Origin of the sequence: Shewanella sp. SP2S2-4 (assembly GCF_031932025.1) — a bacterium.
Taxonomy (GTDB): Bacteria; Pseudomonadota; Gammaproteobacteria; order Enterobacterales; family Shewanellaceae; genus Shewanella; species Shewanella baltica.
The window spans coordinates 62,930-75,841 of the sequence record NZ_JAUOER010000006.1; the positions used below are offsets into that span (position 1 = coordinate 62,930).

General features: G+C 46.3%; 10 protein-coding genes. 4 read left to right on the top strand and 6 right to left on the bottom strand.

Features of this window, described 5'->3' with window-relative positions:
- Window positions 1–29 precede the first annotated feature (29 nt).
- Window positions 30–1,436 (bottom strand): hypothetical protein, encoded by a 1,407-nt coding sequence (locus Q4Q54_RS06875; protein ID WP_259590504.1) that lies wholly within the window; start codon window positions 1,434–1,436, stop codon window positions 30–32.
- Between the two features lie 266 nt (window positions 1,437–1,702).
- On the opposite strand from Q4Q54_RS06875, the gene Q4Q54_RS06880 reads away from it, so the two are divergent.
- On the top strand, window positions 1,703–2,911 hold the full coding sequence (locus Q4Q54_RS06880; RefSeq protein ID WP_311988049.1) for an MFS transporter: 1,209 nt from the start codon (window positions 1,703–1,705) through the stop codon (window positions 2,909–2,911).
- A 159-nt stretch (window positions 2,912–3,070) separates the two neighbouring features.
- Entirely contained in the window at window positions 3,071–3,910 is an 840-nt protein-coding gene (locus tag Q4Q54_RS06885) for a TIGR03899 family protein (protein ID WP_041411022.1), read from the top strand.
- A gap of 104 nt (window positions 3,911–4,014) precedes the next feature.
- On the opposite strand, the gene cysC is transcribed toward Q4Q54_RS06885, so the two are convergent.
- The 5 genes from cysC to cobA form a co-directional block, all read right to left on the bottom strand.
- A complete protein-coding gene (cysC, locus tag Q4Q54_RS06890) occupies window positions 4,015–4,632 on the bottom strand; it encodes an adenylyl-sulfate kinase (protein ID WP_006082881.1) in 618 nt (205 codons plus the stop codon).
- Window positions 4,633–4,696: 64 nt separating this feature from the next.
- Window positions 4,697–6,421 carry an SLC13 family permease gene (locus tag Q4Q54_RS06895; RefSeq protein WP_311988050.1) on the bottom strand — a complete coding sequence of 575 codons (1,725 nt, stop codon included), beginning with the start codon at window positions 6,419–6,421 and terminating at the stop codon, window positions 4,697–4,699.
- Window positions 6,422–6,424: 3 nt separating this feature from the next.
- Window positions 6,425–7,867 carry a sulfate adenylyltransferase subunit CysN gene (cysN, locus tag Q4Q54_RS06900; RefSeq protein WP_311988051.1) on the bottom strand — a complete coding sequence of 481 codons (1,443 nt, stop codon included), beginning with the start codon at window positions 7,865–7,867 and terminating at the stop codon, window positions 6,425–6,427.
- Window positions 7,868–7,950: 83 nt separating this feature from the next.
- Window positions 7,951–8,859 carry a sulfate adenylyltransferase subunit CysD gene (gene cysD, locus Q4Q54_RS06905; protein WP_006082884.1) on the bottom strand — a complete coding sequence of 303 codons (909 nt, stop codon included), beginning with the start codon at window positions 8,857–8,859 and terminating at the stop codon, window positions 7,951–7,953.
- Window positions 8,860–8,977: 118 nt separating this feature from the next.
- Window positions 8,978–9,823, bottom strand: a complete 846-nt coding sequence (gene cobA / locus Q4Q54_RS06910; protein WP_071940116.1) for a uroporphyrinogen-III C-methyltransferase — start codon at window positions 9,821–9,823, stop codon at window positions 8,978–8,980.
- 445 nt (window positions 9,824–10,268) lie between these two features.
- Between cobA and Q4Q54_RS06915 the strand changes: the two genes are divergently transcribed.
- Together Q4Q54_RS06915 and Q4Q54_RS06920 are read left to right on the top strand one after the other, a co-directional pair.
- Entirely contained in the window at window positions 10,269–11,153 is an 885-nt protein-coding gene (locus Q4Q54_RS06915) for a phospholipase A (protein WP_311988052.1), read from the top strand.
- A 193-nt stretch (window positions 11,154–11,346) separates the two neighbouring features.
- Complete coding sequence (locus tag Q4Q54_RS06920) at window positions 11,347–12,903, top strand: S41 family peptidase (protein ID WP_311988053.1); 1,557 nt, start codon at window positions 11,347–11,349, stop codon at window positions 12,901–12,903.
- Window positions 12,904–12,912 lie beyond the last annotated feature (9 nt).

The following is a 12,912-nucleotide window of genomic DNA, read 5'->3' on the forward strand; positions in this document are numbered from 1 at the left end:
CCTATTTGTTCCATCAAAAGTGAATGTGACTAGAGCGAAAATTGATAACCCACGCCAAGGGCGAAGAAATTAGTATCTGGAATGCTCGCGACAGCCACTTGTTGTAAGCCTGCTTCCGCTTTAATCACTATCTGTGGGATAGGGAAATAGTTAATACCGACACTGGTCCAAGTATTTTCAAAACGCTGAGTCGCTGTGCCAGTTTCGACTTCCATCAAAGGATTGGAATAATCTATGTTGGCAAATACGGTTAACGGAAGAGAGGTGAAATGATTCAAATCGATGCCAGCTTCAACAAAGAAAGCCTGTGACTGCGATCCTAACTGTGCGAAGTTACCGGGCCTTAAGCCTGGCGTTGTTTTATTTGCTTGAGTAATGGCATCGCTGTCGCTCAAGGTACCGTAGAGATACTGACCGCGTAAGATCCAAGGACCTTCAACATAAGCCGCTGCGACGGACACTATGCTAACTGTGCCATCCACATTGATTTTATTACTCTTGTGACGATTACCACTGGTATTGCCATAGTAGTAAGCGACACCAACGGCGGAACCTTTCTTAAAGTTGCCGTAATCTAAACGTCCTGCAAATGCTAAATCGTCGCCATTAACATGCTCGAATCGTTTTTGATGACCCGACGCTGCCCAATCATAGGTTCTAAAATATTCTGAATTGAGACCACTGATAATTTGGGCCTGATAGTGGAAATCAGCCATTTCACCATATATACCGATACCGTTTTCATTCCAAACGGCGGGGATCATGGCGGCTTCGCTTCGATGACGCATCACGGTAAGATATTGATTTGGTTTGTGCAGCATACTGGTCAAGCCAATAGGAACATGGATATTACCAAATTTAATACCAAAGGCTTTAGACGGACGATAACGCAGCTCAGCCTTTTCGATCATCACCTCTCCGCCAGCTTCGACTTCTGTTTCAAATTCACCGAACTCATCAAAACCATCGTATTCTAAAGCGACGCCTGTGCCGCCATGCTCATACTCTATCTCGACTTCCATGCTCCAAGCATCGGTAAATTGATAGCCGAACTCAGTTACAACACGTTCTAAATCGAAACGATTACGGCGCTCTGGTGTGGTGTCTTGGACGTTATCAAAGTACTCATCACTGGTATAAACGGCGGTACCGTAGGATTCAAATGAAAACTTGCTAAGTTTATCGGCGGCGGTTTCAACACGATCTACCGCGACACTGGTCTTAGTTTGATAGTCTGTCTGCTGAACTTGCTGCTGTTTCTGTTGCGCAGCTAATTCTGATAACTGCTGCTTTAATTCTTGTAATTGAGCCTCTTGCCTTGCGATAGCCTGCTCTAAAATCGCAGGGTCCGTCGCTGCCTGTGCAGTACAATTAACACTACCTATGAACGCAGTGACCATGATGGCCAATGAACTCAACTTTAACTCTGCTCTCATTTCTTTCTCCGCGCTGTGTAACAGCTTCCCCGTAAATGCGCGAACAAAATAGATCAATTGAGAATGATTTGCATTAGAATTTACAATTAAATTTACAAACAAATTACATTAGTATCTGATTGTATACCGGATCTGACGGCCGTATTTCTATTCAAAGAAATCGCTATATTGACTCATAAACCACACACACTTTAAGCGTTAAGTGATCTAGCCTATTAGCCAAAAAAGCATTAGCATTTGCACACTTATCGCCTGAGTCCATATCCATGAAATCCATTCAAACCAAAGATCCTAAAGCACTCTTGCTGTGGATGACCTTTGTGATGTCGCTTGTGTTTGCCGTTTGGCAGGCACTGCTCAATAACTTCGTGATTGAAAAAGCCCAGTTCACCGGTGCTGAAATCGGCATGTTACAAAGCCTGCGCGAGATCCCAGGTTTCTTGGCTTTCACCGCTATTTTTGTGCTTTTACTCATTCGGGAACAAGCCTTCGCCCTGCTCTCGCTGGCCTTGCTTTGTATCGGCGTGGCGGTGACAGGTTTCTTTCCTCAAGTCATCGGCTTGTATCTGACGACTGTGTTGATGTCCGTCGGGTTTCACTATTTTGAAACCATCAACCAATCACTGACGCTGCAGTGGGTCGATAAAAAAGATGCGGCTGGTTTTATGGGTAAAGCACTGGCGTGGCGCTCGGCCGCAGCCTTAGTGGGCTACGCCAGTATTTGGCTGGTAATGACCTGGTTGAAACTAGACTATCAACGCATGTATCTGATTATTGGTGCGTTAGGTCTAGTCATGGTGCTAACTATGGCTTGGTATTATCCAAAATTTGAGACCACGGAAGTCCAACATAAGAAAATTATTCTGCGTAAGCGCTATTGGCTCTATTACCTGCTGACCTTTTTCTCAGGTGCGAGACGGCAAATCTTTATGGTGTTTGCGGGCTTTATGATGGTCGAAAAATTTGGATATAGCGTGAGTGAAATTACCGCGCTGTTCTTAATTAACTATGTCGTCAACCTACTGTTTGCGCCTGCGATTGGGCGATTCATTGGTCGGATTGGCGAGCGTAATGCGCTGACAGTGGAATACATTGGACTCATCATAGTCTTCATCAGTTACGCCTTAGTCGAGCAAGCACACATGGCGGCAGCGCTGTATGTTATCGATCATTTGTTGTTTGCGATGGCGATTGCGATGAAAACCTATTTTCAAAAAATCGCCGACAGCAAAGATATCGCCGCCACTATGTCGGTCAGTTTTACTATTAATCACATTGCCGCTGTGATTATACCTGTGCTTTTGGGCTTATTATGGTTAACCGATCCCGCCTTAGTATTTTACATAGGCGCAGGCTTTGCCGTATGTTCGTTAATGCTAGCGCTCAATGTACCGCGCCACCCTGAAGCGGGTAATGAAACCTTATGGTCTTGGACAAGCAAAAAAGCGAAATCCATCGCTAAAGCGGTCGAATAAAGCGGCATAATAACGAGCCAAGGAATCAGCTTAGCTCAATGTTGAGTCTAGCACTGAACGCTTAAGTGATCGCCATCTAAGCTAGGCAAACAAGTTAGACAGATAAAGGTGGGGGCTATGCCCTAACCTAACCCCAATGTAGGCTCAAGGATTAACGCGATGAAGGATTCAGATATTTTACTGTTGGCAGAAGATGGCGAGTCAACATCCGAGGCATCTGCTCGCAAAAAAGCCCTGCTGCTCGGCCGTCAATTAGGTTTAGCCAGTGAGCAAGAATATCGCCCCGCGAATGCTTCCATCGCCGAACGCGCCCAACATAGATCCCGCAAGTTATCGAGCCAGTATCAAGCTAATGTGGAAACCATTTTTGCTTTAGCCCTCAGCTATACGCCGTCGGATGTGACTGGAGTCGATCTCGATCCCGACTGGAGCCATCAATTCTTTTTAATGGCGGAGCAAATCCATAACCGTAGAATGCAAGACTTGTGGGCACGAATATTATCGAGCGAGATAGTCAATCCCGGTAACTTCAGTCTGCGTACTTTAGCGCTACTTAAGCAATTGACCCACAGGGAAGCACAAATCCTTGAAAAGGCCCTTGGCATGGCGGCTAAGGTCAATAGCGAACAGCGTCTAAAACTCATCAGTGGCTACCGCTTGTCGGGTGGGATTGGCCAATATTTCCGTAAAACAACCTCAGTCAATTTAGGTTTATCCCAGTTTGGCCTACCCTACTCCAGCATTCTGACCTTAGTCGATGCCGGGATACTGCACAGCAGCGAGTTCGAAACTGGTTTACTCAACAATAAAACCCCCATTCAATTTGCCCTACAAGGCATACAGATGAAGCTTACGCCCAAGAGCGGTAATCTGCTTTTTAGTTATTATCGCTTAACACCGATTGGTGATGAACTCGCCCAACTAGTGCAACCTAAACCGGATCAAGAATACCTCAAGGCACTGCAACTCTTGTTCGCTAAGGATTTTAAAATAGAATAATTACCCGCCATAAAAATAAATTATAAATCAATAGCATAACCAGTAAAACTCAGAAATAACAAAGGAGCCTAAAGGCTCCTTTAAAGTAAGATAAGGGCTAAATGTTAAGCTAGCGCTTTAGCCTTATCGGCATTGATAACATTGATTGCCGTTAGATAATCGATTAAGGCGCGCACTTGAGTCGCTAAATCGCCTTTGCTGGTATCTATGGTTAATTCGGCCGCTAATGGCGCTTCATAGGGTGATGAAATACCAGTGAAATTACTGATTTCACCACTGCGTGCTTTCACATATAACCCCTTAGGATCACGCTGCTCGCACACACTTAATGGCGTCGACACGTGCACTTCAATGAACTGACTGGCAGGGAAACGGGCACGAATGCTATCGCGCTCCTCACGGGTCGGGGAGATAAAGGCCGATAACACCACAAGCCCCGCATCCACCATCAATTTAGCCACTTCGCCGACACGGCGCAGGTTTTCGTCACGGTCTTCAACCGTAAACCCTAAGTCTTTACACAGGCCATGACGCACATTGTCGCCATCGAGCAAATAAGTGTGGAATCCCGCCTCAAATAACGCCCGCTCTAATGCACCCGCCAATGTCGACTTGCCCGCACCAGATAGCCCTGTAAACCAGAGTAATACGGGATTTTGGCCTTTCTGCTCGGCTCTGGCAGCTTGATCTACAGGATGTTGATGCCACACGATATTTGTCATAAAAACTCCTCAATCCTTATGCTGTCAAACGGCTAACACAAGGGCAATAAACTCAAGCTAATCACTAAAATGGAAAGATGATCGGCACCATAAATATCACTATCAGGGAATACAGCACAGATAACGGCAATCCTAGGCGGACGAAGTCACTGAAGCGATAATTACCCGCATTAAATACCATCAAATTAGTTTGATAGCCGTAGGGCGAAATAAAACTCGCGCTGGCACCAAAGACCACGGCCATAATAAAGGGTCTGGCATCGACACCGTAATTAAGCGCAATCGCGTAAGCGATAGGGAAAGCTAGCGCCGCGGCGGCATTATTGGTGACCAGTTCAGTCAACAATAAAGTCATTAAATACACACCAATAAAGGCGCCAAACACCCCATAACCATTAATAACCGAGAGTAATCCTTGGGCTAAACTGTCCGCAAGGCCAGTGCTCATCATCAAGTTGGCTAGCCCTAACGCACTCCCCACTATCACCACTAGTTCCAATGGAAAACGGCGTTTAAGCTCAGCTAAAGTAACTGCGCCGATGGCAAAATAACTCAGCAGTAGCAGCACTAAACCTTTAGCCAAGGGCAATAGATCGGTGACACTCAAAACGATAGTGACCGCAAAGCCCAGTAATACCCAACGACCACGGTGACTGTCTAAGCGCACATTCAAATCTAGGCCGCTGATCGCCGCAAATTCTGAACTTAATTTTGCGCTATTGCTAAAACCATCGCCGGGCGTCAATAACAACACATCGCCGGGTTGCAAAATAATGTCACCGAGCCCGCCTTTCAGCGGATGATTGCCACGGCGAATCGCCATCACGGCCGCATCGAACTGCTCACGAAAACGCGACTCTTTCAACGAACTGCCGACTAAACTGGATGATGGCGCAAGCACGGCTTCAACCAGATTTTGCCCCTTGGCCTGATGCTTACCAAACCAATCTAAACCGTCGAATTGATGTAATAATTCCACCGACTCCACCGCGCCACTAAAACGCAGTACGTCGTCCGCTTGCAGCACTAACTGGGGCGGCACTGGGCAAATACAAATGCCGCTGCGCTCTAACTCAACCAGATATAACTTTTTCAGTGCCCTGAGTTTGTTATCGACCACACTGCGGCCGACTAAGGACGAGCCCTTTGCCACATGGGCTTCGAGCAAATAAGGCAGCGCCTCTTCATCCGATTCTTCCCGTCTGTCGGGCAGAATGTTCGCCAGTAGGATCAGCAATAACATACCTGCGATAACGATCACCACGGCGACCGGTGTGAACTCGAAGAACCCTAAGGCGGGCAAGCCGGCGTTCTCCACAAAGGAGTTCACAATCAGGTTGGTCGAGGTGCCAATCAGGGTCAGTGTGCCACCTAAAATTGCCGCATAATTCAACGGTAATAATAACTTAGCAGGTGCGTGCGCTTGATTGCGACGCACAACCCCAATAAGCGACGCCACCACAGCCGTGTTATTGGTAAAGGACGACAGCAAGGCAGTAGATAACCCGAGTTTTGCCATTGTCTTAGGCAAAGAACTATTGCCTATGACTTGACTCAACTTTCCCAGCAGGGAGGTTTTTTCCAATGCCGTCGCGGCCAATACCAAGAGGACAAGTGTGACTAAGCCAATATTGGTAAAGCTTGTTAATGCGGTATCGAGCGCAACCATGCCAAGCAAGTAACAGAGCAAAAATGCAAATAAAAACAATACCGCAGGATTAATACGGCCGCTAATTAAGCCAGCCACAAGCCCTAACAAAATAATCGCTAACAGCCACAAGTCACTCACAAATTAAGCTCCAAGCTTAGAAATATCTATCGCTTGCCAATGAGGGAAGTGTTTACGCACTAAAGCATTAAACTCGACTTCAAAGGCACTAAATTGCGATGCGGTTTGTTTGTTAACATGCTGGCCCGACACCACCATCACTGCGGCAACCGTCGCATTGCTCAGGCGATCGATTAAGATCATTCCGCCCGTATCACGCACTAATGAATACGCATCGAACACTATGTCTTCGGTCAGCTCTAAGGTCACGCGAGCAATCGCGTTTAACCCAAGCGTGTCCGTCGCGCTGCGCGCTAAAGTATTAACATCAACCACATAATCGATGCCAGTCACAGAGGCTTGCGTCTTCTTACCGGCCACTTTGATGTCGTATAACTGGCCGAGTTGCAATGGCTTTTCATCCATCCACACTATGTCGGCGCTGATCACGTTAGCGACGGCAGGTGCAGAATCCGGTCTTGCCAGCAAATCGCCACGGGAAATATCAATTTCATCTTCCAACGTGATAGTCACAGCTTGGCCAGCAACCGCTTCTTGTATGTCGCCATCGAAGGTAACAATGCGTTCAACCTTGCTGCGTTTGCCCGATGGTAAAGCCACTAACTCGTCGCCGACATTGATAATGCCAGAGGCTAAAGTGCCTGCAAAACCGCGAAAATCTAAGTTAGGACGCGACACATATTGCACAGGGAAACGCACTGGCAATGAGCTGAGTTCACGTTGAGTATCAATGGTTTCTAGCAGTTCCAGCAGAGTACCACCTTGATACCAGTCGCTTTGCGTACTGCGCTCAACCACGTTGTCACCATTAAGTGCCGATAACGGCACAAAGTGGATATCGAGGTTACCGAAATCTTTAACGAAATCGGTAAAGTCAGCACGAATGCGATTGAATACTTGCTCGTCAAACCCAAGCAAATCCATCTTGTTCACGGCAACAACGAAGTGACGAATCCCCAGTAATGACGCGATAAACGCATGGCGTTTAGTCTGAGTCTGCACGCCGTAGCGGGCATCGACTAAGATCACCGCCAAATCACAGGTCGATGCACCCGTTGCCATGTTGCGCGTGTACTGCTCATGCCCTGGCGTATCGGCGATGATGAACTTACGCTTATCACTTGAAAAGTAACGGTAAGCCACATCGATAGTGATGCCCTGCTCGCGCTCAGCTTGCAGACCATCCACCAGCAAGGCTAAGTCGATAGCTTCACCTGTGGTGCCCATCTTAGCGCTGTCGCTCTTTAGGCTCGCCAATTGATCTTCATAGATCTGGGCGCTGTCGTGTAACAGGCGGCCGATTAAGGTACTTTTGCCGTCATCCACACTGCCACAGGTTAAAAAGCGCAGTAAGCCTTTGTGTTGCTGCAGGGCTAGATATTCTTTCACACCATGGAGGGTAATTTCTGCCGCCATGAGATTGGTTTTATTGACCGCTTTGTCCATCTTATTCTCACTCTTGATCTGCTTGGCTGAAGGTCGCGCTTTACTTGCGCCACCTTCGCGAAATAGGGCTAACCTTGCCGAGATTAGAAGTAGCCTTGACGCTTCTTCTGCTCCATCGAGGCACTTTGATCTGAGTCGATCAATCGACCCTGACGCTCGCTTGAACGGGTTAACAGCATCTCTTCAATAATCTTCTCTAGGCTGTCGGCCTCAGAATGCATGGCGGCCGTAAGTGGGTAGCAACCTAAGGTTCTAAAACGCACCACTTCTTCTTTAAACTGCTCGCCTTCGGCTAACTTCATCCGCTCGTCATCGACCATGATTAACTGACCACCGCGCTCAACCACTTGACGTTTAGCCGCAAAGTACAAAGGCACTAACTCAATGTTTTCTTGATAGATATATTGCCAAATATCCAGCTCAGTCCAGTTAGATAACGGGAACACGCGAATACTTTCGCCCTTGTTCACAGCGCCATTATAGGTGCGCCACAGTTCTGGACGTTGGTTTTTAGGGTCCCATCTGTGGTGACGGTCGCGGAACGAATACACACGCTCTTTGGCGCGAGATTTTTCTTCATCGCGGCGAGCCCCACCGAAAGCGGCATCAAAACCGTATTGGTTAAGTGCTTGCTTTAAACCTTGGGTTTTCATGATGTCAGTGTGTTTCGCACTGCCATGGTCGAAAGGGTTTATCCCCTGCGCCAACCCTTCTGGGTTGATGTGCGTCAGTAACTCGAAGCCAAATTTCTTTGCCTGCGCATCACGAAACGCGATCATCTCTTTGAATTTCCAACCCGTGTCGACATGCAGCAACGGGAATGGGATCTTGCCCGGATAAAAGGCTTTACGCGCTAAGTGCAACATAACGGAAGAATCTTTCCCTATGGAATACAACATCACAGGATTATCGAATTCGGCTGCAACTTCACGAATGATCTGGATGCTCTCGGCTTCCAGTTGTTGTAAGTGGCTTAATTCACGCCCGGCCATACTATTCTCCGTTTACCTTAAATTCGCTGCGTTACCACAGCATGGGTTAGCTTAATTTTCTTAATATATTTAACTACTTAGCACCTTTAACTGCTAAGTATCTTTAACTGTTTGCGGCTTAGCTTATCGACGCGGCGGCCGAGACTCTAACCGATTGAATCTGCTCATCACTGGCATGACTCGATTCAACCGCTTCAGGGTTGAACCAATGCAAAGTGTCACTCAGCGCAACCACTTCACCTATGATCATCAAGGCTGGCATTTGTAATTCAGGATCGGCGGTAAGCTGTTCAAGCTCACCTAAACGGCCGATAAAACGACGTTGTTCTTTAGTGGTCGCCTTTGACACTATCGCCACGGGGGTGTCAGGGCTTCGGCCCGCATCGACTAAACCTTGGCGAATAATGCCGGCGTTAAGGATCCCCATATACACGACTAAGGTATTGTTAGGATTTGCATAACCTTGCCAGTCCATAGGGCGACTCTCTAACTGACAATGGCCAGTGATAAAAGTGACGCCTTGGGCATGGTCTCTGTGGGTCAGGGGAATTCCCGCATAAGCCGATGTGCCGCTGGCGGCGGTAATGCCGGGGACGACCTCAAACTCAACCCCCGCTTCGACTAAGGTTTGCAACTCTTCGCCACCGCGACCGAAAATAAAAGGATCGCCGCCCTTAAGACGCACCACATTTTTACGGGTGTAGGCTTTAGTAACGAGTAACTGATTAATCTCGTCCTGTGCAGCGCTATGCTTACCCGCACGTTTACCTACGGCAATCTTTTCAGCGTCTTTAGGAATAAGATCGAGGATATCTTGACTGACTAAAGCGTCGTATAGCACAGCATCTGCGGTTTTAAGGATGCGCCATGCCTTTAACGTCAATAACTCAACGTCACCAGGACCTGCACCCACCAGCCAGACTTTGCCTTTGGCCGCTTGGCCCGGTAAAGATAAAATTTCCATCAGCATCCCCAAGATCACTTTAGTCTGTAGAAATATAGCGCGTCTTATATTCCATAATAAATAGATAATTATTAGTTTTTATATCTTTTAGATATAAAAGAAATCACTGACGTCGATTTAAAATGGAAAAATATTGAGTTTCAAAATCAAAAATGCCCCAACACACTAATAACCAGTTGAATTTAAATAACTTAATATAGATTCATCTGTTATATAAAACAAACACCGCTCAGCTAAGTGTGTGATTCTGGCACTATGTTATTGCCAAAAATTCTACCCAAACCTGCCCCAACAGGTCGAATACCTCACTAACAAGATAAATTGTCACCAAATGACGCAGAATTTTTACATAACCATAAATTCACTTTCTAATGGTAAGCTGGGCATAACTATCTTTGTTGAGTACGACTGACAAATACACAAATAAGCACATCAAGGAGGGCCGATGAAACGACTTTATTCAGGTATTGCAATGGCTGGGCTATTAGCTTGTACGAGTATAAATGCCGAAGAATCATTAGTAGAAGGAAGAGTCAAAGATGAACTTGCCACGGCAGAACTGCCTTTTGTAATTACACCCCATAAAGTGAATTACATTTTACCTGCGACCTATAGCCCAGATCCCAACATGGCACCGTTCGCTGAAGATGCCCTCATCAATCCCTACACTTTGGATGAGTTCGAGGCTAAGTTTCAAATCAGTTTCAAATTCCCTATTTGGTACAATGTCTTTGGTGATAATGGTCATTTATTCTTTGCCTATACCAATCAATCCTATTGGCAGGTTTATAACAAAGACACCTCGTCTCCGTTCCGTGAAACCAATCACGAGCCTGAAGTCTTTATGCTGTTTAATAACGATTGGAAAATCGGCAGTGTGACCAATTCCTTTTGGGGCGTTGGTGCTGTGCATCAATCAAATGGTAAATCAGGACCGCTTTCTCGCAGCTGGAATCGACTCTATGCCACTATGATTTTTGATGCCGGTCCACTCGCCTTCTCAACCAAAGTCTGGTGGCGTATTCCTGAGGATGAAAAAACCGATCCGCATCAAGCTCGCGGTGACGATAATCCCAACATTGATGACTACATAGGAAGAGCTGAGTTTATTGGTGTCTATGGTATCGATGAACATAGATTCACCTTAACCCTTAGAACAAACCTAGAAGATATCGACAGAGGTTCAGCAGAAGTAACCTGGAGTTATCCTATCATCGGCAACTTACGCCTTTATACTCAATACTTTAATGGCTATGGCGAGAGCCTAATCGATTACAACTATCACAACCAACGTATTGGTATCGGGATTTCGCTCAACGATATTCTGTAGCAAATATAAAAGTGACAGAGTACAAAAATCAGCCATAATTTGCTGCTAATCTACAAAACCTGCTGCTAAATTGCTCAGATGGACCTGAGTTTATGGCCGAGCGGGACGATTTACATTGATCCGAATGGCGTTTAAGCCGATAGTCGCACACCTTCTTGTGCCCTGAAGCCACGCCTTAACATCATGGAGGAATATGAGTTTTAGCTACCGCAGCATAGTCATGCTACTCAGTGTCATTATTTTCGCGAGCTTACTTAAGCTCGCGTTTTTTGCTGTGCCAAAAGATAACACTGCACCTATGCTTAATGCGCAAGAGGTACGCCAAGATCTCTATGCCTTATTAGATCAAATCGAGCAACACTCGGCGTTTTATGCGTTAACGCCCGACAAAGCCAGTCCGCAACTCAAATATATGGCGAGCCTGATTGTCGAGCAGTATCAAGACATCACTCCCAATGATCGCTTTGCCGCTGAAATCACTAAACTACTCAATAGCCTCAAAGATCCCGGTGCTCAAGTACACGACTTCAACGATCAAAGCGGCGAACTCCCGTTAACCTTACGACCACTTAACGACCAGTGGTTAGCCTTAGATAGCAATAATAGTCCAATCAACAACGACTTTCCCTTTGTGACTCATATCGACGGTTTACCTATGAGTAAATGGGTGGCAGCCAGCCAGGCCTATCTACCTGAGCCTGCAAAACAGAGCCAAGAAATGCAGTTACCTTGGCTGAAAAAACTGAACCTGCTGCGTGAAGATTTAGGCCTCAGCATCAAGCCCTATGTGCTCATTACGCTGATTAATGATGATCTGCAAACCCAGCAGGTGACCCTCGCCCTGCCAAGCCGCGAACCGCAGACTCAATTAGTGGAAAATAATCAAGAAGATCAGACACAAGATATGAGTGTTTTTGAATTCATTAATCAGTTATCTCAGTTTGAGCGCACCGAATTTCAAGACACTCCAAATCAATTAGAAACAGTTAACAATACTACGGTCAAACTGAAGATCAGCGATCTGTACGCCTTTGAATTGGATAGAGATCTACAGCAAGAACTGCTAAAGGGCATGACATATCCATTACTCATTATCGATTTACGTCATGCCAGTGGTTTTAGCCCAAAGCTATTAACCCTGTTATCGCGATATCAAGATACTGATTTAAATAACACTTTAGCGCCAAACGTGATGGGATTTGCACACTATCGCCGCTCACCAGAACTGAGAAATGACTATCTGCAGCCACTCAACTTTAAGCCTTTAGCTGCGCTCGAATACAGTGTGCCTCGACTAAAATCCCTCACCCGCAACTTACCCTCAGTCGATGAAGATAAATTCAGCCCTTGGTACGTTCGCACTAAACCTGCGGTGGCTCCTGAAGGGCGAAATCGCTTAGCGCTGCTCGTGAGCCCCAAATGCCGCCAAGAATGTGAGTGGATTGCCTATCGCACTAAATCTTGGTCTAGGGCGAATTTGATTGGTGAAAAAACCTCGGGCGATTTTGCTCGTCAGTACCATTTCAAACTGCCAAACAGTGGGTTAGACATAAGATTCAGTAGTTCGTTAACCTATGATGCCCAGGGAAAACTCTTGTCAGGTGCTGGGACTGAGCCCGATATTTGGCTCCCGCAAAACAGTGATATTCAATGGCAAGGACTAGTGAGTTTAGTGCGTTCGGCTAAGCCAAAAACTCAGCTCATTCAAACATCACAACCCACTAAGCTAGCTCAAGCTAAGCTGAATTGAATCAAAAAA

Excerpts from the sequence above, each read along its gene's own strand:
- cysC (WP_006082881.1), bottom strand. The coding sequence starts at position 4,632 with ATGACAAATATCGTGTGGCATCAACATCCTGTAGATCAAGCTGCCAGA.
- Q4Q54_RS06880 (WP_311988049.1), top strand. The coding sequence starts at position 1,703 with ATGAAATCCATTCAAACCAAAGATCCTAAAGCACTCTTGCTGTGGATG.
- Q4Q54_RS06920 (WP_311988053.1), top strand. The coding sequence starts at position 11,347 with ATGAGTTTTAGCTACCGCAGCATAGTCATGCTACTCAGTGTCATTATT.
- cysD (WP_006082884.1), bottom strand. The coding sequence starts at position 8,859 with ATGGCCGGGCGTGAATTAAGCCACTTACAACAACTGGAAGCCGAGAGC.
- Q4Q54_RS06875 (WP_259590504.1), bottom strand. The coding sequence starts at position 1,436 with ATGAGAGCAGAGTTAAAGTTGAGTTCATTGGCCATCATGGTCACTGCG.
- cobA (WP_071940116.1), bottom strand. The coding sequence starts at position 9,823 with ATGGAAATTTTATCTTTACCGGGCCAAGCGGCCAAAGGCAAAGTCTGG.
- Q4Q54_RS06885 (WP_041411022.1), top strand. The coding sequence starts at position 3,071 with ATGAAGGATTCAGATATTTTACTGTTGGCAGAAGATGGCGAGTCAACA.
- Q4Q54_RS06915 (WP_311988052.1), top strand. The coding sequence starts at position 10,269 with ATGAAACGACTTTATTCAGGTATTGCAATGGCTGGGCTATTAGCTTGT.
- cysN (WP_311988051.1), bottom strand. The coding sequence starts at position 7,867 with ATGGACAAAGCGGTCAATAAAACCAATCTCATGGCGGCAGAAATTACC.